The sequence below is a fragment of the Halorubrum luteum genome, from assembly GCF_054652935.1.
The window spans coordinates 2,731,619-2,754,916 of sequence record NZ_BAAIGT010000002.1; the positions used below are offsets into that span (position 1 = coordinate 2,731,619).

At 64.2% G+C, this 23,298-nt stretch carries 28 protein-coding genes and 1 pseudogene; 14 read left to right on the top strand and 15 right to left on the bottom strand.

Annotated features, from left to right (window positions below):
• Positions 1-7 precede the first annotated feature (7 nt).
• Positions 8-556 carry a Zn-binding domain-containing protein gene (locus tag ACYQ0R_RS13555; RefSeq protein ID WP_459824727.1) on the bottom strand — a complete coding sequence of 183 codons (549 nt, stop codon included), beginning with the start codon at positions 554-556 and terminating at the stop codon, positions 8-10.
• Positions 557-687: 131 nt separating this feature from the next.
• The gene (locus tag ACYQ0R_RS13560; protein WP_459824729.1) at positions 688-840 is read right to left on the bottom strand and encodes a hypothetical protein; all 153 of its coding nucleotides are present in this window, start codon (positions 838-840) and stop codon (positions 688-690) included.
• Positions 841-983: 143 nt separating this feature from the next.
• Here ACYQ0R_RS13560 and ACYQ0R_RS13565 point away from each other — a divergent pair, with 143 nt between their 5' ends.
• Positions 984-1,199, top strand: coding sequence for a hypothetical protein (locus tag ACYQ0R_RS13565; protein ID WP_459824732.1), 216 nt, complete (start codon positions 984-986; stop codon positions 1,197-1,199).
• 135 nt (positions 1,200-1,334) lie between these two features.
• Complete coding sequence (locus ACYQ0R_RS13570) at positions 1,335-2,306, top strand: DUF7983 family protein (RefSeq protein ID WP_459824735.1); 972 nt, start codon at positions 1,335-1,337, stop codon at positions 2,304-2,306.
• A gap of 388 nt (positions 2,307-2,694) precedes the next feature.
• Here ACYQ0R_RS13570 and ACYQ0R_RS13575 read toward each other — a convergent pair whose 3' ends face one another.
• A complete protein-coding gene (locus ACYQ0R_RS13575) occupies positions 2,695-3,327 on the bottom strand; it encodes a carboxymuconolactone decarboxylase family protein (protein ID WP_459824738.1) in 633 nt (210 codons plus the stop codon).
• A gap of 148 nt (positions 3,328-3,475) precedes the next feature.
• Here ACYQ0R_RS13575 and ACYQ0R_RS13580 point away from each other — a divergent pair, with 148 nt between their 5' ends.
• Both ACYQ0R_RS13580 and ACYQ0R_RS13585 read left to right on the top strand, forming a co-directional pair.
• A complete protein-coding gene (locus ACYQ0R_RS13580; protein ID WP_459824741.1) occupies positions 3,476-4,045 on the top strand; it encodes a magnesium transporter in 570 nt (189 codons plus the stop codon).
• A gap of 16 nt (positions 4,046-4,061) precedes the next feature.
• Entirely contained in the window at positions 4,062-4,640 is a 579-nt protein-coding gene (locus ACYQ0R_RS13585) for a magnesium transporter (protein ID WP_459824744.1), read from the top strand.
• An 873-nt stretch (positions 4,641-5,513) separates the two neighbouring features.
• Here ACYQ0R_RS13585 and ACYQ0R_RS13590 read toward each other — a convergent pair.
• Both ACYQ0R_RS13590 and ACYQ0R_RS13595 read right to left on the bottom strand, forming a co-directional pair.
• Positions 5,514-6,626, bottom strand: coding sequence for an IS630 family transposase (locus ACYQ0R_RS13590; protein WP_459822340.1), 1,113 nt, complete (start codon positions 6,624-6,626; stop codon positions 5,514-5,516).
• Between the two features lie 603 nt (positions 6,627-7,229).
• The gene (locus tag ACYQ0R_RS13595) at positions 7,230-7,478 is read right to left on the bottom strand and encodes a DUF8001 family protein (RefSeq protein WP_459824746.1); all 249 of its coding nucleotides are present in this window, start codon (positions 7,476-7,478) and stop codon (positions 7,230-7,232) included.
• A gap of 99 nt (positions 7,479-7,577) precedes the next feature.
• Here ACYQ0R_RS13595 and ACYQ0R_RS13600 point away from each other — a divergent pair, with 99 nt between their 5' ends.
• The 5 genes from ACYQ0R_RS13600 to ACYQ0R_RS13620 all read left to right on the top strand — a co-directional run bounded on the left by ACYQ0R_RS13600 (position 7,578) and on the right by ACYQ0R_RS13620 (position 10,283).
• Complete coding sequence (locus ACYQ0R_RS13600) at positions 7,578-7,922, top strand: hypothetical protein (protein ID WP_459824748.1); 345 nt, start codon at positions 7,578-7,580, stop codon at positions 7,920-7,922.
• Positions 7,912-8,238 (top strand): NifU family protein, encoded by a 327-nt coding sequence (locus tag ACYQ0R_RS13605; RefSeq protein WP_459824751.1) that lies wholly within the window; start codon positions 7,912-7,914, stop codon positions 8,236-8,238. The genes ACYQ0R_RS13600 and ACYQ0R_RS13605 overlap by 11 nt, the downstream gene beginning before the upstream one ends.
• A 57-nt stretch (positions 8,239-8,295) precedes the next feature.
• Positions 8,296-8,802, top strand: a complete 507-nt coding sequence (locus ACYQ0R_RS13610; RefSeq protein ID WP_459824753.1) for a DUF309 domain-containing protein — start codon at positions 8,296-8,298, stop codon at positions 8,800-8,802.
• Between the two features lie 139 nt (positions 8,803-8,941).
• Positions 8,942-9,745: a M14 family metallopeptidase gene (locus ACYQ0R_RS13615; protein ID WP_459824756.1), complete on the top strand. Its 804-nt coding sequence runs from the start codon at positions 8,942-8,944 to the stop codon at positions 9,743-9,745.
• Between the two features lie 97 nt (positions 9,746-9,842).
• The gene (locus ACYQ0R_RS13620) at positions 9,843-10,283 is read left to right on the top strand and encodes a phosphate-starvation-inducible PsiE family protein (RefSeq protein WP_459824759.1); all 441 of its coding nucleotides are present in this window, start codon (positions 9,843-9,845) and stop codon (positions 10,281-10,283) included.
• A 44-nt stretch (positions 10,284-10,327) separates the two neighbouring features.
• On the opposite strand, the gene ahbB is transcribed toward ACYQ0R_RS13620, so the two are convergent.
• The 6 genes and pseudogenes from ahbB to ACYQ0R_RS13650 form a co-directional block, all read right to left on the bottom strand.
• Positions 10,328-11,395, bottom strand: coding sequence for a siroheme decarboxylase subunit beta (gene ahbB, locus ACYQ0R_RS13625; protein ID WP_459824762.1), 1,068 nt, complete (start codon positions 11,393-11,395; stop codon positions 10,328-10,330).
• Positions 11,396-11,468: 73 nt separating this feature from the next.
• Positions 11,469-11,627 (bottom strand): DUF7317 family protein, encoded by a 159-nt coding sequence (locus tag ACYQ0R_RS13630; protein WP_459824765.1) that lies wholly within the window; start codon positions 11,625-11,627, stop codon positions 11,469-11,471.
• A 259-nt stretch (positions 11,628-11,886) separates the two neighbouring features.
• A complete protein-coding gene (locus ACYQ0R_RS13635; protein WP_459824767.1) occupies positions 11,887-12,528 on the bottom strand; it encodes a DUF7500 family protein in 642 nt (213 codons plus the stop codon).
• Positions 12,529-13,345: 817 nt separating this feature from the next.
• Positions 13,346-13,843 (bottom strand): annotated as a pseudogene (locus ACYQ0R_RS13640) (flagellin); the annotation flags it as partial.
• A 2-nt stretch (positions 13,844-13,845) separates the two neighbouring features.
• Positions 13,846-14,454: a flagellin gene (locus tag ACYQ0R_RS13645; RefSeq protein ID WP_459824769.1), complete on the bottom strand. Its 609-nt coding sequence runs from the start codon at positions 14,452-14,454 to the stop codon at positions 13,846-13,848.
• A gap of 181 nt (positions 14,455-14,635) precedes the next feature.
• Entirely contained in the window at positions 14,636-14,971 is a 336-nt protein-coding gene (locus tag ACYQ0R_RS13650; protein ID WP_459824771.1) for a hypothetical protein, read from the bottom strand.
• 194 nt (positions 14,972-15,165) lie between these two features.
• Here ACYQ0R_RS13650 and ACYQ0R_RS13655 point away from each other — a divergent pair, with 194 nt between their 5' ends.
• Complete coding sequence (locus ACYQ0R_RS13655; protein WP_459824773.1) at positions 15,166-15,504, top strand: helix-turn-helix domain-containing protein; 339 nt, start codon at positions 15,166-15,168, stop codon at positions 15,502-15,504.
• Positions 15,505-15,810: 306 nt separating this feature from the next.
• Positions 15,811-16,554 (top strand): DNA polymerase sliding clamp, encoded by a 744-nt coding sequence (locus ACYQ0R_RS13660; protein ID WP_459824775.1) that lies wholly within the window; start codon positions 15,811-15,813, stop codon positions 16,552-16,554.
• A gap of 105 nt (positions 16,555-16,659) precedes the next feature.
• Here ACYQ0R_RS13660 and ACYQ0R_RS13665 read toward each other — a convergent pair whose 3' ends face one another.
• Positions 16,660-17,253 (bottom strand): DUF7474 family protein, encoded by a 594-nt coding sequence (locus ACYQ0R_RS13665; protein ID WP_459824777.1) that lies wholly within the window; start codon positions 17,251-17,253, stop codon positions 16,660-16,662.
• A gap of 161 nt (positions 17,254-17,414) precedes the next feature.
• Between ACYQ0R_RS13665 and mdh the strand changes: the two genes are divergently transcribed.
• Positions 17,415-18,329 carry a malate dehydrogenase gene (gene mdh, locus ACYQ0R_RS13670; RefSeq protein ID WP_459824778.1) on the top strand — a complete coding sequence of 305 codons (915 nt, stop codon included), beginning with the start codon at positions 17,415-17,417 and terminating at the stop codon, positions 18,327-18,329.
• Positions 18,330-18,393: 64 nt separating this feature from the next.
• Here the strand turns inward: mdh and ACYQ0R_RS13675 are convergent, their stop codons facing one another.
• Positions 18,394-20,190, bottom strand: coding sequence for an excinuclease ABC subunit C (locus ACYQ0R_RS13675; protein WP_459824781.1), 1,797 nt, complete (start codon positions 20,188-20,190; stop codon positions 18,394-18,396).
• Positions 20,191-20,285: 95 nt separating this feature from the next.
• Between ACYQ0R_RS13675 and ACYQ0R_RS13680 the strand changes: the two genes are divergently transcribed.
• Positions 20,286-21,680: a cytochrome P450 gene (locus ACYQ0R_RS13680; protein ID WP_459824783.1), complete on the top strand. Its 1,395-nt coding sequence runs from the start codon at positions 20,286-20,288 to the stop codon at positions 21,678-21,680.
• A gap of 63 nt (positions 21,681-21,743) precedes the next feature.
• On the opposite strand, the gene ACYQ0R_RS13685 is transcribed toward ACYQ0R_RS13680, so the two are convergent.
• Positions 21,744-22,277, bottom strand: coding sequence for a 2'-5' RNA ligase family protein (locus tag ACYQ0R_RS13685; protein WP_459824786.1), 534 nt, complete (start codon positions 22,275-22,277; stop codon positions 21,744-21,746).
• Between the two features lie 3 nt (positions 22,278-22,280).
• Entirely contained in the window at positions 22,281-22,379 is a 99-nt protein-coding gene (locus ACYQ0R_RS13690) for a DUF7554 family protein (RefSeq protein ID WP_459824788.1), read from the bottom strand.
• Positions 22,380-22,487: 108 nt separating this feature from the next.
• On the opposite strand from ACYQ0R_RS13690, the gene serB reads away from it, so the two are divergent.
• A complete protein-coding gene (gene serB, locus ACYQ0R_RS13695) occupies positions 22,488-23,132 on the top strand; it encodes a phosphoserine phosphatase SerB (RefSeq protein WP_459824791.1) in 645 nt (214 codons plus the stop codon).
• Positions 23,133-23,298: the final 166 nt, after the last annotated feature.

A 23,298-nucleotide genomic window follows, 5' to 3' on the forward strand; every position in this document is an offset into this window, starting at 1 on the left:
TTCGAGATTATCGAGTGCACGCCAGAACTGTTCGCTGTTGAGTGCTGGATCTGTCGATGTCCGTGCTTCCAGCACCCGAACACCCGCAATCGGCGAGCAGTTCCCACGTGTGGTGGAACAGTTCCTCGATGCGTTCGTATCCATTACGAGCGAGTCCGACACCACCGCGGTAGCTGTTGTAGATGAACAGCGCACTTGTCTCTGCCTGCGGGTGGTCCGTCGTCGAGACGCTCCCGACATCCCGACGGTCACAGAGGATAACGAGTGGGAACGTGGCGACGAGGGCGTGCTGGACGGCGTGGAGTCCGCCCTCGAACGAGCCGGACATCGTCTGCATCAGTCGTTCGAGTCCCGGCGGAAGTGTCACGTACAACGCCTGCGTTGACAGTGTCGTCTCGGACAGGTCGAGCGACTTCTCGCTCAGGATCTCGCCTGTTCGGTGGTCACGCCGCTGGAATCCGGTGACCTGCTTGCGCCGAGTCACGTCCGCGAAGTGGACCGTAACGTCGTCGCGGGTCGCCAGTGGTTTGGTGGCAACGTCTTCCTCGATAGTCATCGACTCTTCGTACTGAACGCGGGTCTGGTGGTCACTCTCCGTCGGCGTGAGCCACGCCACGTCGCGGTCCAGGTCGACTGACTGGACTTCGTAGTTCTAGCCTTGATGATGACTGACTGGACTTCGTAGTTCTAGCCTTGATGATGATAGATCGCGCCCGGGTGAACGTCCCGAAGCGCAGCGTCCAGCGGGAGTTCCCCGAGTCCGTCGGACTGACCGCCTCGAACCTGAAGGACGACAGTGCGTTCGGTGATCGTTCGGAGCCCCTGGTTGTAGGGATTCACCGCTCGTCCGCTGGCGGTTCGTTGCCATTCGAGGCCATCGGCTGTTTGCCGTCGGGACAGTTCGCTCTCCTCGGTGAGGCCGCTGACGATGTCGGGGAACGTCGGGCCGAAATACCGTTCGTCGGCGGTTCGACGGCCGCAGCGTGAGCGTGCAGTTGGAGGAGGTGCGGATTCGATGGGTTGGCGACGGCCCGCTCGGGTGTCTGCTCGAACAGTTCCTGCGGGTGCTTGATGACGTACTGATCAAGTTGGTCCTCGCTGGCGACGAGCGCGACGAGACTCGGTTCCGTCCCCCGGCCAGCGCGGCCGGCTCGCTGGAACTGTATCTGGTCGTGGTAGTAGTCCCGGTCCTGCGTTGAGAACCCACTCGACGAACTCGTCCACTGTGGGAAGATAGGGACGGGACCGCATATATGGATACGGCTCTCCCGGTCTGGCCCAGTGAGTTCGTCGGTCACCCGACCCTTTTATTCGATGGTGGCATAGCGGTATCCATGCCGTTCAGCGTCAGTTGGCACACGTTGCTCGACGAACTCGACGACCTGTCTGGCGGTGCGGAACTCATCACACCACACTCTCACGACCGGTTCCGGATCACAGACGTGCAGGAACACCGTGTCGTCGTCAGGTTCACCGAGACAGGGGACACGCGGCCGCTACAGCGCGATCAGTTCGAGACGCTCTACCGTCGGATACAGGAAGCAAACAATGAATTCGACCTCGACCGCCTGCCACCAGACGCAGATCCGTATCCCGCCGTATTGAGCCTCCACCCCCGCTTCGAGATCGACGAACAGGCGGGGACTATCACTGAAACAGAAGGCGCGACTGCCACGCAACTAGTGAGTAACGAGACAGCGACGGACGAAAGCGAACGCGTTGAACCCGACGGAGTAGATGTGTATTCGGACGCGTTACTCCTCGTCGACGCGCTCGAACGTCACGACGTGTCCGATCTTTCCGAACTGGAGACCGACGCGCTCGTGAATCTCTACACGTTGTGCTCGGACGTCCAGCGGAACGCCAATGAGTTCCGGCAGGACGTCGCTGAGGTGTTGCTCGACAGACTACATCACGACCAACCGGTCCACGGCCAGTACGGGTCCGTCCAGCGAACGTCACGCCGCAGCCGATCGCTCAAGAACGACGAGGAAGTCCTTGCCGTGTTGGAGGACGAAGGGATCGATCGGGAACGTGTGACGGCCGTCGATTCGAGTAAGGTCGACGAGGCTCTGGAGGTGACGGAGCTCTCGGAGTCAGCCGTCTACGAGATCGACGAGAGCGAGTACGTCCGCAAAGCCGAGGTCGACGCGGACGTCAAAGAGTCGCGTCTTCAGGGACTGAAAGACCGCCTGGCAGCGAATAAAGAGGAAGAGGGCGACGATTTGCGACGAGAAATCGAAGCACTCGAAGACCGTATCGACGACCTCACGAGTTTCAGTACCGGATCACAGTTGCAGAGCTGACCGTGAGCCGGATCATTGACTCCCTCGACCGAGAGAGCCGTGCGGATGAGTGGTCACGGTCGGTCACGGCGCGGGGGGAGGCGGTCAATCGGTCGACGAGGGTGGTGATAGCGAGACTTCCCAGTTCGGGGACCGCGAACGAATCGTTGCGTGCGGCGATGGACCGAAGTCCCCGGCGCACGTATCGTGGTTGATGTCGACGGATCCGGCGGTCGAGCGCAGGCTTCGACGCGAGTTCACGGGGTTGGTGGTCGAGAGCCTCGCGGTCAAGCAGGACTTCGGGGCGGCGACGATCGGCTGTCGTGGGTGTTCGGGAACGACGCTCGGTGCCGGCGACCGCGTGACCGTGACGCTGCCGAATCCGACCCGCGCTCGTTCCGGTCGTCGACTACAGATCCTCCAGCTCCCATCCGACGAACGACGCTTCGAGATCGACCGACAGCGCCTGCAGGAGTCGAGCGAGCCCGAGATAGCAGCCGGCAAGCATCCCGATCCCGAGGATCGTCTCCTCGTCGAAATGTGCGGCGATGGTCTCGTGAGTGTCGTCGTCGACCGTCCCGTCGACGAACGCCTCGACGTACTCGACGATCGCCGCGTACTCCGGAGGAAGCTCGTCGACGTCGCCCCGTGAGATGGCGACGATCCGGTCCGGATCCATCCCCTCGTCGAGCGCGACCCGGACGTGCTGTTGCCACTCGTATACGGCGTCGGCGTGCACTGCCGTCGAGAGGATCACGGTCTCACGCTGTAGGGAGGTAAGTCCGCCATCGGACCACACCGCGGAGCCGTACGTCCGGAACGCCTCGAGGAGGTCGACGTTTCGTCCCATCGTGCGGTACACGTTCAGCGTGCCGCCCTCGAGGGAGTGTTCCGGTCCCGTGTCGGCGTCGTCGCTTCCGGCGTCGTCGCTTCCGGCGTCGTCGCCTTCGGCTTCATCGTCTACACGGTCCGAGAGCGTGTCGAGAAGCGGACGTTTCTCCGGCGGGAGATCATCCGGGTCGGCGTACTCGATGCGTGCCATGCCTCGAGGATCACCTCCGGGGAAGTAAAGCCCGACGACCTCCTGTCACGCCGGGCGGTCGCTCGCGACGCACAGGATACTTTCGTGACGAGCGACGGACCGCAGGGGAGTCCGATACCTTTAACAGAAATATCTGTCAGTTGTACCCATGGGAGTCCGGAGCGATTTCTGGTCGATCTACCGGGAAGCTCTCCCCGTTCTCGTCGTCGCGCTCGGCGGTGGACTGTTCGCCGGCCTGGTTCTTGAAGGGATGCTCGAGAGCGTCGAACGGTTCCCCGGACTGCTCGTGATGGTTCCCGTGTTCCTCGCGACGCGCGGAAACGTGTACGGCGCGCTCGGGGGTCGGATATCGAGCGGCCTCCATCAGGGGCTGATCGAACCTCGCTTCGAGTGGAACGACCGGCTCGTCAACGCCGTAACCGCCTCCTTCATCAACGGAATCGGCATCTCGATCGTCATCGGGGTGATCTCGTGGGGGGCGCTCACCGTTCTCGGGCGCGAGGCCGCCCCGCTCGTCGAGCTCGTCGGAATCATGCTCATCGCGGGCGTGCTCACGTCGGTCGTCCTCATTTTCGGGCTGCTGCTGTTGATCTTCACCGGCTACAAGATCGGCTACGACCCCGACAACCTCGTCGGCCCGATCGTCACCACGCTCGGCGACATCTTCGGGATGGCGTTCCTGTTTCTCGCCGTCACAATCATCGAGGTGATGCTCTGATGGAGGTGATGCGCTGATGGTCGCACCGAGTGGCTCGCTCGGGACGTGGGAGACGCGAAGCATCGTGAGCAACATGTTCCCGCTTCTGATCGTGTTGTGTATCATCGTCCTGTGGGCGGGGATCACCTTGGAGGACGCCGAGGAGCTCCTCGAACAGTACGGCCTGCTCGCGGTGATGGTGCCGACGATGGTCGACATGGGGGGGAATCTCGGCGCGATCTTGAGCTCTCGGCTCTCCACGCGACTGCATCTGGGCGTGACGAAGTTCGACTACCGCGATCGGGTGCTGTGGGCGAACATCGCGGCGGTGTTCGCGCTCGCGGCGTCGATCTTCACCGCGCTCGCGGTGGGCGCGTGGGTTATCGGCCAGCTGATCGGTGCGGCGCTCGGACTGTCGACGCTGCTTCTCATCTCGCTGACCAGCGGCATGTCGGTCGCCGTCGTCGCCGTCGTGTTCAGCATCCTCGCGACGTACGGCTCCTACCGTCTCGGCGTCGATCCCGACGACGCAACGATCCCGATCGTCACCAACGTCGTCGACGTGTTCGGCATGGTGATCTTCATCGGCGTCTCCTCGCTGGTGCTTGGGTTCTAGTCGAGCGGCGAGTGAAGTCACCTGCGCCTTTCGAGTCCATCGATAGCGTGTCATCGAACTGTTGTCGTGGTGGTGTTCTATAAAAAGAGATAGCGCGAGTACCACGGGCCACCGTGCCCGTGGGTGAAGCGCGTCCCAATATCACACAAATTCAAGTGCTTGGGGGATAACACACTGATAACGACCAGAAAACGACCCCTCAAAGTATGGAGTTGAAGAGCTCAATTCCTTCGCTGGTCGTTCGGCAGGGATGAAAATGCGACTCCTCTCAAAACCCGCTACGGCGGTGAGACGGGAGTTGTCGTGGGCTGGTGGAGGCCCAGACCCTCACGGACACGTTACGTGTTCGGGTGTTTACCCGTCCCGGGCACGACCACACACACGAAGTGTGGGAGTGCGAGGGCGATTAAATTCCGTTGCCGGTGCAGTGCGGCCCTAAACACGGAAGCCACGGGCCACCGCGCCCGTGGTACTTCACGATCTCACACCCGTATCAGCCGTGCGACGCTGCGTGCGTCGTGATCGATGTCGGGCGTACGTCGCTCACGAGGGTGGATGAGAGGTTTATAAGCGATACCGTGGAGGGGTTGGTGTTCATTTATAAGTGAGTCGCGAGAGCGATAGCTCCGCGACGAACGATCTGAAAGCCCCAGCCGCGACGGCTCGCGCGCCTTGCTGCGCTCCTCGGTCGCTCGCGGTGCTCGCTCCCTGTGGTGCTTACAGCGGCGGGCGTCGCCCCACCGGGAGACTGCGTCTCCCGAGCCCCCGCTCGCTCCGCTCGCGGGGATCACGGCTGCCCCTTTCAACCCCACCCGACCGCACCGCAACCGCACCTCACGCCTCCCCAGCCTCGCGGTTCGCGCTCTCTAGTAGTTAGCGAATCTTATTGAGGAATCCACTGAGGTGGTTGTCGATCCACGATGCAGCGAAACTCAGTTTCTCGGTCAGTTGATCGAACAGGTGGTCAAGGCGTTTCCGGTACTCGTCTTCGCCGTTGACGATCAGCGGCGAAGACTCCCACTTGAGACTCTTCCAGACAGGTTCGATTGGGTTGAGATCCGGGGAGCCAACCGGCAAGAACACCAGATCAATCCCAAGTTCGTGAGCACGCTTGCGCGTGTACTTACAGACGTGTGAGGAGAAGTTGTCCAAGACGAGCAGAATCCGCTTGCCGGGATTCTGCTCGCGGATCTCCTCGAAACAGCCGCAGATCTGTTCTTTCTTCTGGTTCGGTGGGAACGACAGCACGCTCTCTCCGTTGAGCGCATAGAACCCGGCCGCTGGTGTATCGATTTTCACCAGCGGCCGGGTGATATGTGGATCATCGACCGTGTACAGTCGCTGAGAATTGTCCCAGGGTTGTGGATGCGAGATATCGAAAAACCCCACCACAGTCCCGCCATCAGTGCAGATATCTTCATCGGAGCTCCACTCCTCTTCATCGTCATCATCGTCACTCTCGCGCTTGTTGTGTGGTTGGTCATGAGCATCCTCGTCGAACGCGTACTCAACGCGTTCGTCGAGGATTTCTTCGGCGTTATCGGGTCGATCAGGCCGTTTTGTCCGAGGAATGGCGTAGGAAAGGCCGAGATTGTCTAGAAATTCCGGAAGGTAGTGTGGGTGATATTCGACATCGAACTCATCGTCGAGAAGGTGCTGGATCTCCTGTTTTTTCCACGGTTGACCTTCACGCAGGAGGTCAATGAGTTCGTCTTGTTGGTCTTCGTCGAGCTTCGGGGGCCGACCGCCCCCGAAGTTCGGAGTAAGTTTACCGAGGCCTCCTTCGTTCCAGCGAGTGACCCAGTTCGTGGCGGTGCCCTCAGATCTCCCGACGTCATCAGCGGCTTCCTTCAGCGTGGCACCTTTGTACAGCCGTTTGAGAAAGACGAGGCGTTCGAATTCCTTCTGATCGTCCGCCTCACCGAGGAGCCGATCCAGATCCTCTTCACTCAGGTGCCGCACGATTTTCTTCTCTCGTCCAGTCACTACACGAAAGAGATTCTTCTCCTCAATAACTTTGCCGAATCACTACCGAGCGCTCACCGCGTCCCTCGCACGCGCTCCTCGCGCTCTAAAAAGGACGCTCGGAGGCGCGCGCCGACCGCCCGCCGTCACCTGATATATAAATCATGCTCTGCGGTGTGGTTGCGGTGGCGCGCGCCGCGAGCGGGCCAGCGGCCCGCGAGCGAGCGCGCGAGGGAGACCGGAGGGGCCGCCGAGCGGTTCCGGCGGCCCCTCCGGTCGAGGCTGGGGTGGTCCGAGGCTGCGGTGCGGGGCGGGACTGGAAGGGGCAGTCGCGAGGGCGAAGCCCGGCGACGTAAGGACCGCAAGGAGCGAACGCAGTGAGCGACTGAGGACCGCAGCGAGCCGCGCGAGCCGTCGCGGCTGGGGCTTCCAAGTCGGTCTCTGCCTCACCGCTCATTTATATACCACTCCTCGCAGCGCTAAGTACGCCTTTATAAGCATCTACTCGAACTCACACTGCGCAATATACGCCCGACATCGATCGTCGCCATGGCTGCACCGAGCAGTGCGTGTGTCGGCGTGAGCTGTTCTATGATATCCTCTATTGATCGCCAGTGACCGCCGCTAGGAGTCGTCCGGAACCGTCAACCGCAGTCGATCGATACACTGTCGCATCCCGTCGCGGTCCTCGTACGTCAGCAGCTTCATGCCGGTGTCACAGACGTACCCATTCTCGTTTTTGCGGAGCGCGACGTCTCGCGAGACCCCGAACGTCTCCACGGTCACGAACACTCGCTGACCGTCGTCGAGGCGGTCGAGCACCTCTCCGGAGCGGAACTCCTTGCGAGACACCCGGATCGATTCGACGGTCATTGGTGAAACACCGTCACGGAGACAGCGGAGACCGAATCGACCGAACGAGTAGCTGCGGGGGTCGGCGGCGGCCTCGCCGGCGGCGTCGTGTTTGGCGTGATGATGACGATGATGATGCCGCCGATCATCGAGGGAGCGATCCCCGGGATGTACGGTCTGGGAGCGAGTCTCGCGACCGGCTGGGCGATCCACATGTTCCACTCGGCGGCTCTCGGGGTCGTCTTCGCCGGGATCGGTACGGCGAAGCCGTCGCTCGTGGGTTCAACCCCGAAGTCGGTGGGGGTCGGCGTCGCGTACGGCGGCGTGCTAGGGACGATCTACACGATCGTTTCGAATCGATACCGCCCGCAGCCGAGCCGCTGCTGCGCTGTGACCGACGGTCCGCCGCTCACCGACCGCAAGCTACCAAAGGCTCGGGCCCCAAGGGGTAGCCATGAGCGATGAAAGCCTCGCGGACCGGATCGAACGGTGGATGGTCGGACAGATGCCGATCATTCAGATGCACGGCGGCACGAGCGTCGTTCGCGAGGCCGACGAGGAGACCGGTGAAGTCGTCGTCGAGCTCGGCGGAAGCTGCTCCGGGTGTGGCATCTCCAACGTCACCGCGGACAACATCCGTCGCGACCTGATCATGGATTTCGAGGAAGTGACGGAGGTGCACGTAAAGGTGCCCTCGACCGGCGACCAGGGCTCTTCGACCGTCGAGGGTGGACGGGGTGGCGAGCTCCAGCACGAAACCGAGTCCGCCGGCCACTTCTAACGCCCGGTTCGGGTCGTCGGGGGCACATTTAACCACGCTCCCGACCCACGCGGGAGCATGGACGAACACACCCGCGACCCGGGCGTCGCGCCGCCGCTCGGGAACCCGACCGGGTGGAACGCCGCCGGCGAGCGGATCGCCAGCGGCTACTGGGAGCACGCGACGCTTCGCCGCGCGACCGAACACGGGGTGCGGCTGTACAACGACGGCGCGTACCACGAATCACACGATTGTTTCGAGGACGAGTGGTACAACTACGGCCGTGGGACGACCGAGTCGGCGTTCCTCCACGGAATGGTACAGGTCGCTGCAGGCGCGTACAAGCGCGTCGACTTCGAGAACGACGACGGAATGCGGTCGCTGTTCGAGACCGCGCTCCAGTATCTCCACGGTGTCCCGGAGGATTTCTACGGCGTCGACGTCGCCGAGATCCGGGAGCAGCTCCGCGCAGCGCTCGACGACCCCACCGCGATCGACGGGTGGAAGATCCGGATCGACGGGGCGCGCCCTGAGGCGTATCCGGCCGACTACGAGTACGCCGAGCGGCTCGAACACGGTCCCTGACCGTCGTGTCGGATCTATCCGTCGATCTCGTCACCGTCGACAGTCATCGGCTCCGCTGCCGGCACGAGCGTCACCCGACACCGGCGAGGACCGTCCCGAATCCGAACGCCACTTAGCCGCCGAGGTGTTTCGGATCCGTATGGAGATTTTTGAGCTGGGAGACGGGCCGCCGGAGGTCGCGGTCGTCGGCGCGATCCACGGCGACGAGCCCTGCGGTGCGCGGGCGGTCAGACGGGTGGTGAGCGACGATCCCGACGTGGCACGACCGGTGAAGCTGATCGTCGCGAACGAGGCGGCGCTGTCGGCGGACGAGCGCTACCTCGAGACGGATCTCAACCGAGTGTTCCCGGGCGATCCGGACGCCGACACGCACGAGGAGCGGCTCGCGAGTCGCCTCCGGGCGGAGCTCACCGGCTGTACCACGCTCTCTATCCACTCGACGCAGTCGTACGCCGACCCGTTCGCGGTCGTCGACTCGATGGACGAGGTGAGCCGTGGTGTCGTCCCGCATCTTCCCGTCGACGTGATCATTCAAACCGACGAGTTCACCGAGGGCCGTCTGATCGAGCATCCACACACGATCGAGGTCGAGGCCGGCCTGCAGGGCACGGACGGGGCCGCGGACAACGCGTACTGGCTGACCCGGGCGTTTCTCGCGGCGACGGGCGCGCTGCCCGCGCCGGGGGCGGACGACGTGGTCGACGCCGGCGGACGCGAGGACGTCGACGTGTTCCGGCTCCGTAACCGAATCCCGAAGCCCGACGCCGAGACGTACGAGGTGTTCGCGCGCAACTTCCAGCGCGTGGAGACCGGCGAACGCTTCGCCGCGGTCGACGGCGAGGCGATGTTCGCCGACGAGCCGTTTTATCCCGTGTTGCTGTCGCCGTACGGCTACCGCGACCAGTTCGGCTACGTCGCCGAGCGGGTCGGCGCGATCGAGTGACGGATCGGCCCAGTTCGCGTTCCGCCGTCCGTCGGGCACCGTTCGCCGGGAAAGATTCAGTAGCCTCGTGTCCCAACGCGAGGACGTGAAGCCGGAGATGGATCTGTCGCGGGTTACGGAGCCGTCCGTCGTCGCGATGCGGTGGCTCGTGCTCGCGACCGCCTACTTCACGCTACTGCTGTTTCTCATCGGCGTGTTCGATCTGTTGCTCGGCCTGTGGGAGCTCCTGACGACCGGGCAGTTCACCGACCCGGTCGCCGTGGTCGAACTCCTCGACACCGTCCTCCTGCTGTTGATCATCGTCGAGGTGCATCGGACGCTGATCGCGTACGCCCGCGACGAGCCGGTGGTCAGGATCGTTATCGGAGCCGCGATCATCGCCATCGCCCGCGAGATCATCAGCTTCCGGATCGACGAGTTCGACACCGCCATCGACGCCCTTACCGCCGCCGGAGGGTTCGGGATCCTGCTCATCGGACTGGTGGCGACGTATTTCGTGGTTCGACGCACCGAAGCTCGTGACTCTGCGTACGGGTGATCGCGACGCGGATGGACGATCGCGACGCGGATGGACGATCGGCGTCAGGGGTCGGCGTCGTCGCTCGTCACCAACGACTCGTACTGTGCGCCGGTCTGTTTCAGCGTCTCCGTGGAGTAGAGGCGCTCGTGGTCGTACGGGAGGTGTTCGGCGGCCAGCTCGTCGATCTTCGCGTCGACCGCCTCCGCCTCGCGACCGTGGATCATCGTGAACAGGCTGTACTCCCAGTCCTGGTCGGGGCGTCGGGGGCGATGATAACACAGGGTGACGTACGGGAGGCTGCCGACCGCCTCCCCGCGCTCGTCCAGATTCGACTCGGGAACGTCCCAGACGACCATGCAGTTGTTCCGGAACCCGGTGACGATGTGGTTGACGACGCAGCCGACGCGCTTGATGCAGCCGTCCGCGAGCAGTCGGTCGACCGCGTCGACGACGTCGTCGATGTCGGCGTCGATCGCGGCCGCCACGTCCGCGTACGGCGTCGCCGAGAGCGGGAACCCGTCCTGGATCTCCAGCAGGAGGTTCGCCTCCAGCGGGGTGAGATCCTCGCGAGCGTTCTCGGAGATGCGGGTGGCGGAGACGCGTCGCGCCTCGGCCGACTCCCGGGCGAAGCGGTCGTCGTTGACGACCGGGAACTCGAGGTCGATGTAGTAGTCGGTGAGCATCGGGAGGTTCAACACCGTACAGCCGGTTCGCTCCTCGATCTCGGCGAGGATCGCGTCGCGTTTCTCGCGTGAGCCCGCGGTGACGACGAACCACTGGTTCCACTCGTGGTTGCGCCGGTAGTTGTGGTTCACCTGTCGGTAGCCGTTGATCACCGCGGCGACCTCGTCGAACCGGTCGTCGGGGGCCCGCACCGCCGCGAGCGTCGACGACCCGATCACCGGCGGGTTGAGCACCGCGCCGAATCGCCGGAACACGCCCGCCTCACGGAGGTCGCGGACGCGCTCGAGCACGTCGTCGGCGTCGACGTCGACGCCCGTTTCGGCGGTGATCTCCCGGGCGACCCGCGCGAACGGACGCGGCTCGACGGGGAATCCGCTCTGGTACTCGTCTATCAGGACGGCGTCGACTGCGTCGATGCCGGCCCGCCAGTCGGCGTCCAGACTCATTGGCATCGATACGGGGTGGAGCTACCTACGGGTTTCGGCGCGGGTCGACGTCGCGACGAGGACGGAGCCGGAGTTAGGAGTCGGGGGCGTGGTCGTCCGGAGTCGGCGAGAACGCCTGCGCGCTGGACGCGAGCTGTTCGGGGGTGCAGCCGCCGATCGTTGCGGCCTGTTCGAGCGTCAGCGTGCGGGAGCGATACAGCGTCAGCGCAGCCGTCACGGATTTGGACGTCATCGGTGAACACCGAATACAAGATGGACATACACATAATAGTTGCGGAGTTAGCTAGGTGGTGATTGGTGTGCTCGCCGATATCGCTAAACGAAATAGATAAAAAAGACTCTACAAATGAATGAACGCCCAGATTCTGTTTGGGAGGTAGTAACACACTGTGTTGTGATACGTCGTGGCTGAGTGTCATAGATCCACCCATTCACCCGTATGAGGTGCCGCGCCTCTCGACCCGATCTGGCTTATAAACCCGGAACGGTGCTCAGTCGATCCGGAACCCGCCGGCGTCCTCGGCGGCGTCGATCAGGTCGCCGATGGAGTCGTTCGCGGAGAGCCCCTGGCTCGCGGCGAAGCGTTTGATCGCGATCGGCGGGATGTCGACGGGGGTGTCGGCGGCGACGAGGAGGAGGCCGAGCGCCTCCGGCGGCGACGCGTCGGTGCCGGCGTTGCTCGCGAACCACGAGATCAGCGTGTCGAAGGTGGCGGTGACGTCGTTCGACACCATCCGGTTACGGGTGGTCGACCCCTCGGCGTGGAGCGTGGCGTCGAGGCCGTAGGTGAACCCGTCGTCCTCGAAGGAGGTCGCGAGCCAGCGGCTCACCGCCTGGCGGTCGACGTCGCCGCCGCCGCTCGCGCCGCTCGCGCCCGGACCGCTCCGCCCGCCAGCGTTCGCGTCGCCGGCCTGCTGCCCGGGGTCGGCGCGGGTCGGCGCGCGGGCGGCGGCGTTTTCCGGGGTGGCGGCGGTGAATCCGGAGTCGTCGTCGAGATCGCGCGGCGCGCGGTCGACCTTCGGCCGGCCGTCGGTGCCGACGACGTAGCGGCCCTCGTCGATCTCGGCGACGCGCTCGTCGTCGGTGAAGTCGAGGTCGTTGGGGTCGGCCGGCGGGACGTCGTCGTCACTCATGGGGTGTGGTAGCGCGCGCCGAAAAATAGGTGTTCCGGGGGAAGCCGATTACCGCACTGTGCGTGGCTCGTTAGAGCCGGACTGCCTCGCCGTCCTCGCTGAACAGGTCGGGGGCGTTCAGCTCGACCTGGGTCGTCGCGCCCGCGGGCGAAACGATGTCGAGCGTCGCCTCGTCGCCCTCGCCGAACGCGCCGTCATCCTCGAACGCGCCCGATCCGGGGTTCAGCAGCACCGTGTACTGGTTCTGCCCGTCGAGGACGGCCTCCGAACCCGAACGGAACGCGCCGTCGGAGCCGACCGCGAACTCACCGGGGTTGAGCTTCTCGATCTGGTTGAGACCGAGGGCCTCGTCAACGTTGGTGGTTTCCTCCGCGCCAACTGTGTCGTCTGATAACTGGTCACCCTGGTAAAGTTGGACGTTGATGTCGTCATCAGCGTCGACGTCGACGTCGGTCAGCTCGACCTCTTCAACCACTTCGTCTACATCTGGGTCGACGTCTATCGCATCGATGAGAGTCTCATCCTCTCCGTCATCGACGGACACGAGCAAGAAGTCCGCGTCACTCGTACTCTCCGTTCCGTATGCGACCTCGATGTCCGTGGTATCCGCACGGATATCTGGCTGAATCGCGACCTCGTCGTCCGTAACGTCACTCTCATCAACACCGTCTAACTCGAGTGCTTCCACGTCGGTAGTGTCAGTATTGCCGTCTAAATCTGCTGTAATCGTGTTACCAGCTTCAAGATCGAATCCGGAGATATCGACCTCGTTGACTGCTTCCTGATCAAGGCTGTCGGCTTCAACGGTCACGTCATCACCTGTGCCATCAGTGCTCACAGTTAGCTCGCCAACGGTATCCACATCATCAATATTGGTAATGTACACCTGAACGCTTTCGACATCGTCTGGGATGGTCTGCTGCAGACGGGCCTCGTTAGGCCCATCAGACCGATCCAACTCAAACGCCCTATCAGTGAACACCAAGTTCTCCTGTCCGCCGGGGCCAACCGCCTGAATCGTCGTGTCGGTCAGGTCGATGTCGTCCGCGCCGGGCGCGCCAGTCACGGTAATGCGCATCTCATCGAGCGTTTCCGTATCACCGCTGACGATCCCGACCGAACTCATCACTTCGATCCGCTCGGACACCAGATCCGTACTCTCCTCGCCCGTTGCCTCCGCCTGCGACTGCAGGAACCCTGCCGTGTTGATCAGGACGCCCGCGGCGATAGCGGCGACGAGCACCATCGCGATGAACACGATGAGGGTACCGATGCCCACCTGACCGCGGTCGTCGTTAGTTATGAACTCGAACATTGTTATAGCCTCACTGAGTCGCCGTCGTCACCGACGAGCGTCGTCGGGACGCGGATCTCGGTCGTCGTCGATGCGCTGGCCGCAGTGGTGAACGTCACGGTGAGGTCCTCGCCCTCGTTGAGCTCGTAGCCGGCGTCGTCGAACACACCGGCGTCCTCGAGATCGACCGTCACTTCCGCGCGGTCGCTGTTGTCGGTGAGGACGTTGTCGTTCCCATTCGTGAAGATGTTCACGTCGGCCGGGTCGTCGTCGCCGAGCTCGAACGTCTCCTGGCCGTCAGCGCCGACCAACTCGACGGTTACCTCGTCGAGGTCGACGTTGTTCGCGCCGGCCGCGGACGCAACGACGAACTCGAGCGTGCCGATGCCCTTCTCGCCGGAGCCGGCAGCGTCATCCGCGATGACGCCCGACTGGCTCACGACGTCGAGCCGCTCGCTCACTTGCGCCGTACTCTCTTCGCCCGTTGCCTCCGCCTGTGTCTGGAGGAACCCGGCGGTGTTGATCAGCACGCCGGCGGCGATCGCCGCCACCAGCACCATCGCGATGAACACGATGAGCGTGCCGATACCAACCTGACCGCGCTCTTCCTCGTCGAGTATGCGTTCGAACATTGGTTTCGTTCTGCTTCGGCCCCCGGCCTGCCCGGCGGGCGTTACCAGATGAGATGGCCATTTCCTACTTAACGGCTCGGGGCCAAATATCCGAACTGATAACAAGCTGTCGTCTGGCGATTTTGGCGTTTATTTCACAATCAAAAATTTCGATAGAAACCGCGTTCTCTCGATCTCGTTATCAGTTCTGAAACTCGGTGAGATCCGTATCCGAGATCACGAACTCCCGCGTTCCGGGTTCGTAGACGGCAAGGCTCCCGGCAACGAGCACGGTCGATGCCGCATACAGCCCGGTGTTTACCAGCAGCAGCGCCTCCGGGTTCGCGAACCCCGTCCGAAACGCCGCGATCGGTGTCGTCACCGCGGCGACGACGAGCAGCCCGAACCCGACCGCGAGCCACGCCATCGACGTCCGCCCGGAGTCGTGATACGCCGACAGCGCGAACGCGAGCAGCGTCAACCCCGCAGCGGCGAGAACCGTCGTCGTCAACAGATACAACCCCTCGATCAGCTCCATACACCACCTCACGATAGATGGCTCATAAACCTCTCCCCTTGAGTATCAGCAACGATAAGGACGACCGATCCACGACGACGGATGACCGAAAACGGATCGCGCAGGCGGCGTCTGACGCGGACTCACCGAGCGTCTGCCCCGGCGTCCGCGCTCCGATATACTTTTAGGTCTAACAATCAAATACGATAACGAGAATGGCGGGGGACGACCTGATCACGGTGCTCGGCAACAAGTACAACACGGACATTTTGAGCGCGACGGGCGAGGCGAAATCCGCCCAGGACCTGAGCGACGAGCTCGACGTCCCGATCGCGACCTGCTACCGCCGGATCAACGAGCTCGAGGAGGCCGACCTGCTGGAGCTTCACGACCGCCCGCTGTCGGACGAGCACCGCCGCGTGAAAGTGTACCGCCGGAAGGTCGACGGCGTCGAAGTCGACTTCCGCGAGGGGGTCACGATCGAGGTCGAGGAGCGCTCCGCCGTGAAGAACCGCCTCGACGACGTCTGGCGAAATCTCTCGTCGAGCCAGTAACACCCCGCCCGACGCAGCGACCGGGCGCTCCCCCGCCTCCTACAAAAAACAGCGAGAGAGCCCACCGTACCGCAAAGCACCGCGACGGTCCGCCAGCACTGCCACAGCACCGCGACGGTCCGCCGGAGACACCGAAGATCGGAACCGCCGAGCAGCCGGGCGGAGCCGGCGATGGGTCTTCTCGCGTGCGCGCACGACGTGAAGCCGGATGGGACACGGCATCCGCATTCCGGATAAGATACGGCACCCGCGTTCGTCAGCGGGATCGGGTGCCTTTTTAGGGCATACCGCCGTATCCCGTCGTATATGTTCAAGGCCATCGTGGGCGCGTCGACGCTGCAGGACGCGCTCGATTCGGTGAGCGTGCTGGTCGACGAGTGTAAGATCCGCTTAAACGAGGAGGAGCTCTCCATCCGGGCCGTCGACCCCGCCAACGTCGGCATGGTCGACCTCGCGCTCGAGGCGGCCGCGTTCGAATCGTACGAGGCCGATGGCGGCGTCATCGGCGTCAACCTCGCCCGCCTCGAGGATATCGCCGGCATGGCCAACTCCGGCGACCTGATCCACCTCGAACTCGACGAGGAGACGCGCAAGCTCCACATCGAGATCGACGGGCTCTCGTACACGCTCGCGCTCATCGACCCCGACTCGATCAGACAGGAACCCGACATCCCCGACCTCGACCTCCCGGCGGAGATGGTCGTCGAGGGCGCACAGCTCAACCGCGGCGTGAAAGCCGCCGACATGGTTTCGGACCACATCCGCCTCCGCGTCGACGAAAGCGACGAGGCGTTCTACATCGAAGCCGAGGGTGACACCGACGACGTCGACCTGAAGCTCACCCGCGAGGACCTGATCGCGCTCACCGCCGGGCCCGCCAACTCGCTGTTCTCGCTCGATTATCTCAAAGATATGAACAAGGCGATCCCCGGCGATGCCGAGGTCACGGTCGAGCTCGGCGAGGAGTTCCCCGTCAAACTCCACTACGGCTTCGGCGAGGGGTTAGGGAGCGTAACGTACATGCTCGCGCCACGTATCCAGAGCGACTAGCGGGGTCTCTCCACTCGGGGGTGATCCCTTTTGGCGCGCCGTCACCCACACGAGTCGATCATCCATCCCGGCTCGCGGTCAACTGCTCGCGTCGTCGGATCCGCCTCAGCGATGCCGTTCGATGACTCGCTTGGCCGCCTGTCCCTTCTCCTTCCAGCCGTATCCCTGATCGTACACGTGGCGTTTCTTGTCGACGAGCTCCGCCGGCGAGGACTCCTCGAACCCACCTCGGTCCCACGCGCCGGACGTACGGAGCCATTCGATGACGTTCTCTCGCGTTTCCGGCCAGGAGAGCCCGACCATCTCGTACCACGCGATCATCGCGAAAACGGCGTTGTCGTGACAGCCGGGGACGGAGCCGTGCTCGTACACGGTTCGCATCGGCTCGCGGGTCGGCTCCGAGACGAGCTCTTTGAACTCCGCAGCCGTCAGCAGCCGAAGCGTCCCGTCCTCGCGGACGACCCGCTGTTCGCGCTCGAGCGTGTCGAGCGCCGCCTTGTGGAGACCGCTCCACTCCCCGTCGACCGCGTCGCGAAGCGTCGACTCCGAGACGCCGTCCCGGTCCGCGGTGAGCACCGTGAGGAGATCCACGTACGCCTTCTCGATCGTCGGCCAGTTCACGCCCTCGAACTCGCAGTCGACGTCGTGGAGACTGTTTGTCGTCCGACAGCCGGGACACGGGTAGCGAAACCTCGGCACGAGATGAACGTCCGCGGTCCCGGGAGTTAGGGTTTTCGCGACGATCGGACGCCACCAGCCCCGCTGTATTCGACGCTTGACGAATCGAATATCGACGCACGAGGCAGTGTGTCGTCCGTTCCGAAACGTTTACTCGGCGGCCGGTCGCGATTCCACGTGGCATGACGAAAGTTAGCGTGGTCGGAGCCGCGGGCACCGTCGGTGCCGCGGCCGGCTACAACCTCGCACTGCGTGACGTGGCGGACGAGCTCGTGTTCGTCGACATCCCGGACCAGCGGGAGACGACGATCGGTCAGGCGGCGGACACGAACCACGGTGTCGCGTACGACTCGAACACCACCGTCCGGCAGGGCGAGTACGAGGACACCGCGGGCTCGGACGTCGTGGTGATCACGGCCGGCATCCCCCGGAAGGAGGGACAGACCCGTATCGATCTGGCCGGCGACAACGCCCCGATCATGGAGGATATCGGCTCCCAACTGGCCGAGTACAACGACGACTTCATCACGGTCACCACCTCGAACCCGGTCGATCTGCTCAACCGACACCTGTACGAGGCGGGCGACCGCGACCGACACACGGTGATCGGCTTCGGCGGTCGGCTCGACTCCGCACGGTTCCGCTACGTGCTGGCCGAGCGGTTCGACGCGCCCGTGAACAACGTCGAGGCGACGATCCTCGGCGAGCACGGCGACGCACAGGCGCCGGTGTTCTCGAAGGTCCGCGTCAACGGCCGCGATCCCGAGTTCGACGCCGACGAGAAAGAGGAGATCCTCTCGGATCTACAGGAGTCCGCGATGGACGTCATCAGTCGCAAGGGCGCAACGCAGTGGGGGCCCGCGACTGGCGTCGCGCACACGGTCGAGGCCGTCCTCAACGACACCGGCGAGGTGCTCCCCTGCTCGCTCGTGCTCGACGGTGAGTACGGCTACGACGACACCGCGATCGGCGTCCCCGCGAAGCTCGGCTCCAACGGCGTCGAGGCGATCGTCGAGTGGGAGCTCGACGAGTACGAGTCCGAGCTGCTCGATGCGGCCGCCGAGAAGCTCTCCGAGCAGTACGAGAAGATAGCGTAACTCCGCTCACGACCGCTTCGACGACCGCACGCCGGAGCCGTCCCGGTCCATCTCCACCCGCTTTTTACAGCCGGTCGCGAATCCGTTCGGCCGTCGTCGTCCCGATCCCGTCGACGTCAGTGAGATCGTCGACGGACGCCTCGCGAACGTTTCCGACCGAACCGAAGCGCCGCAGCAGTCGCCGACGCGTCTCCGGTCCGACTCCCGGCACGTCGTCCAGAACCGTCCGCACCTCGTCGCGAACCGTCTGGTGGTACTGCACAGCGAATCGATGTGCCTCGTCGCGCACGCGCTGGAGGAGATGTAGCTCCGGCGCGTCGTCCGGGATCCGAAGCGGTCCGGTCGGCGTCACGACCAACTCCTCCGCCTTCGCGAGCGCGACGACCGGAACGTCCCATCCGGTCTCAGCGAGCGCGTCCCGCGCCGCGGAGAGCTGTCCTTCACCACCGTCGATCAGGAGGAGATCCGGATCCGGACGATCGTCTCTCCCCTCGACGGCCCGCGTGGCACGCCATCGGACGAGCTCACGCATGTTCGCATAGTCGTCGTTTTGCTCCGTGAGCTTCTTCCGTCGATACGCCGCCGTCTCGGCGGTTCCATCGACGAAACAAACGTCGGAGCCGACGACATCCCGACCTCCGGCGTGACTCACGTCGAACCCTTCGACCCGATCCGGTCTGTCGACCCCAAGCCGGTTACCGAGCGCCGCCACCGGATCATCCCGGCCGTCGCGCTGGCGGGCGTTCTTCAGGGCAAGCTCGACGAGCTTTGCCTCCCGGCCCGCACCAGGGACGCGAACGGAGACGCCTTCGCGCTCGAGCCAGTCGACCACGTCCGGATCCGACGGTCGCTCGGCGAGCAGCACCGCATCCGGGAACTCCCGCTCGGCGTAGTACTGAGTACAAAACGCCGACAGCACCGCAGCCGGGGTGTTGGGCTCCGCCGTAGTCGTATCCTGACCGGCTTCGTCCGATCGATCCGGAGCGGAGCTCGTGGCGTCGACCGCGGCCGCGTCCAGCCGGTGCCGGCTCCGGTCGACGAGCTGTCCGCGTTCGCTGTGAAGCCGAGCGACGCGGGCGACGTCCCCCTCGATCGCGGCCGCAAGCACGTCCACGGTGCGATCGTCCGCGCGGTCGGAGACGGCAGAGCCCCCCTCCTCGTGGAACGTCTCGACCGCCTCCAGCCGGTCGCGAAGGTTCGCTGCACGCTCGAACTCGGCGTTCTCGGCCGCCGTTTCCATCCGACGCCGAAGCGGGTCCGCGAGCGTCCCGGTTTCTCCCTCGAAAAATCGCCGAGCCGATCGCACGTCCTCGGCGTATGACTCGACGCCGATTTCGCCGGTACACGGAGCCGAGCAGATCCCCATCTCGTAGTCGAGACAGGGTCTGTCGCGGTTCTCGTATTTGTGGTCCGAACACCCCCGGAGTCGGTACTCGTCGCGGATCGCCTTCACGACCGTTTCGACCCGACCCTTGTTCGTGAACGGACCGTAGGCGACCGCTCCTTCCTCGGGGTCGCGGGTTATCTCTATCCGGGGAAGTTCGTGGTCGGTAAACGCGACCAGCGGATACGATTTGTCGTCCTTCAGCCGGACGTTGTACCGCGGCTGACGGCGCTTGATCAGGTTCGCCTCGAGCAACAGCGCCTGAGTCTCCGTGTCGGTAACCGCGAACTCGATGTCGTCCGCGCGGTCGACCATCCCTCGAATTCGAGCCGATCGGGGGTCAGCGTACGACCGAACTCGGGCGCGGAGGTCGACGGCCTTGCCAACGTACAGCGTCGTCTCGCCGTCTCGGAACTGGTAGACGCCCGGTTCTGTCGGGAGGTCTGCCGCACGGTCCCGAACTGCCATGGCGTCCATCGCGCTCGGATAGTCGCCCGACGCGTTTGAACGCTGTGGCCCGACAGCGTTCGCCGCCGCCGAACGTTTAACCTCGCTGAACCCTCAGCGCTCACATGTCCGTCACGCCCCCGGGACCGATCGGGGACCCGCTGTTCGGTAACGCTCGCCAGTACGCAGACGACCCGTTCTCGTTCATGCGGAGCTGCGCGGAGAGCTACGGTGATGTCGTCAGATTCGATCTCGGGCCACGAGAGACGTACATGCTCACGAACCCGGGCGACATCCAACGCGTGCTCGTCAAGGATGCGGAGCGATACCGTAAACCGTCGTTCGGAGACGACGCCATCCGGACGCTGCTCGGAGATGGCCTCCTGATGAGCGAGGGCGAGGTGTGGGAGCGGCAGCGGTCCCTTGCAAATCCCGCGTTTCATCCGCAGCGGATCGGCGCGCTCGCCGGCCCGATGGTCGAGCATACGGCGGGACAGATCGATGGATGGGAAGACGGTGACGTCGTCGATGTCCAGCTGGAGATCGCTCGGTTGACAGTCCGGATCATCGTCTCAGCGATGTTCGGTGCGGACGCTACCGAGAAGGAGATCCGAACGGTACAGGAGAATCTGGAACCGCTCGGCGCACGCTTCGAGCCGGATCCGCGACGATTCCTGATTCCGAACTGGGTGCCGACCCGGGAGAACCGGGCGTTCGACGACGCGATCGAGACGCTCGAGGACGTGATCGACGGGATCGTTTCCAGACGGCGCGGAAGCGAACGGGACCCCGCGGCGGATCTGGCGGGGTCGGACGGCGTCACCGTCCGTGGGCCGCCGGGCGATCCCGACGCCGACGTACCCATGGATCTGTTGTCCGTCCTACTTCGAGCGCGCGACCGGGGCGAGCAGACGGAGAAGAACCTCCGCGACGAGCTGGTGACGATGTTGCTTGCCGGACACGACACGACAGCACTCACGCTCACGTACACGTTCTATCTCCTCGCGAACCACCCGGATGCTCGCGACCGCGTCGAGCAGGAAGCCGACGCGGCGACGGCGGACGGGCAGCCGACCACGGAGGACGTCCGCGAGATGACGGCGACGGAGCGAGTCCTCGACGAGGCGATGCGGCTGTATCCGCCGGTGTACACGATGTTCCGCGAGCCGAAGCTCGACGTCAAGCTCGGTGGATATCGGATCCCGGAGGGAGCGGCCCTGATGCTTCCCCAGTGGGTGATCCACCGTTCACCCCGCTGGTACGACGATCCGGAGACGTTCGACCCGAAACGCTGGCGTTCCGAGCGGCGACGCTCGCGCCCCCGGTTCGCCTTCTTCCCGTTCGGTGGAGGCCCCCGTCACTGCATTGGAAAGTCGTTCTCGTTGTTGGAGGCGAAGATCATCCTCGCGTGCGTCTGTTCGGCGTATCGACTGGAGTACGAGGGCCCCGAGATCAGTTTGCGCGGATCACTGACGATGCATCCGGACCATCCCGTCCCGATGCGTATTCACGAACGGTGAGCAGCCCGGATCGAGCTGTCGGACGGGAGACGGTCGGACGAGCGGAGACGGTGCAGCGCTCGCTCAGAGGTCGATTCGTCCGGCGACCTCACGGAACTCCGAGTCGTACAGCTCGAGCTCGTGGACCCGCCACTCGATAGGATCGATGTCGGTCGCGAGGAGGGCGTCGACCGTCGACGGATCCCCGCCTCGCGCGAGCGTGACGTGGGGTTCGTACTCGTCTCCTTCGATCCCCTGTACGGGATCGAACGCCGCGCACAGCCGGTGGTGGAGCCGAACGAGCACGTCGCTTTCGACGGCGAGGTACACGACCGGACCGGGACCCCGGGCGGGCGTCTCGAACGTGGCTATCTCCGATATCGTGACGTCGAACGAACCGGTTTCCGCGAGAAGCGGTCGTAGATCGTCACGGAGCGCCGCGAGCGCGACGTCTTTCGTCGCTGGTCCGCGGCCTCGATCACCGATGTCCTCAGCGCCGAAGCGCTTCGCGACGAGCGTGTGTCGCTCTCGAATACGATCGAACCCCGCAAGTTTCGGGTGGAGATCCGCCGCGAGACGATCGACCGCCGGTGGAAGCGGAACGTTGAGACTGAACATCGGTCAGATCCGATCGGTGAGCCACAACACGATCAGGACGACGTTCACGAGCGCAAGGACGATCTTCAACAGATCGTCGACATCGAGGGTGGCTCGTAGCACGTGTACGCGTCCACGGGGCAGTCGCAAAAACGCTCCGCTCGGGACCACCCCCGATCGGCCGGCACGCGGAACGACTGATTAAAAGGGATCGTCGGCCGAACGTCACCTATGCGACTGATCGCGTTCGATTTCGACGGAACGCTCTCGGACTCGGAGATGACGGTGCTGCTCGCGGAGCGAGCCGGCGTCGCCGACGAAGTAGCGAGGATCACCGAACGGGCGATGAACGACGAGTTGAGCTACGCGGAGAGCCTCTACCGCCGTGCGGAGCTTCTGGGTGGACTCTCCGAGGAGGACGCGATGGCGGCGTACGACGACGTGACGGTCAGACCCGGAGCGGCTCGGCTGATCGAGCGGCTACAGGCGGACGGCCACTACGTCGCCATCCTTACCGGTGGATTCGAACGGGGAGTCGAACGCGCACTCGCGAAGGAGGGCGTCGAAGCCGACACGGTCGTCGCCAACCGGCTACCGATCGAGGATGGAACGCTCACGGGCAACGTCGACGGACCGCTTATCGAAGGCACGAAGGACGACGCGCTCGAGGAGCTCGCGGCGGAGCTGGACGTGCCGATGGACCTGACGGTCGCGGTCGGCGACGGGGCGAACGATCTCCCGATGCTCGAGGTCGCCGGGCTTTCCGTCGGATTCATGCCGAAACCAGCGGTTCGGTCGGCGTGTGACGCCGTCGTCGCCTCCATGTTCCGACTCGGGAAGGTGCTGGAAGGGTACCGTGTGCTCTCCCGAGCGTAGCAACACGGCCGTGACGGGTCGGCCGGATGCGGCCGAGCAACGTCCGGATGCGGCCGAGCAACGCCCGGATGCGGCCGAGCAACGCCCGGATGCGGCCGAGCAACGCCCGGATGCGGCCGAGCAACGCCCGATATCGGTGCCAGCCGGCAAGGTCGGTCGACGTTGG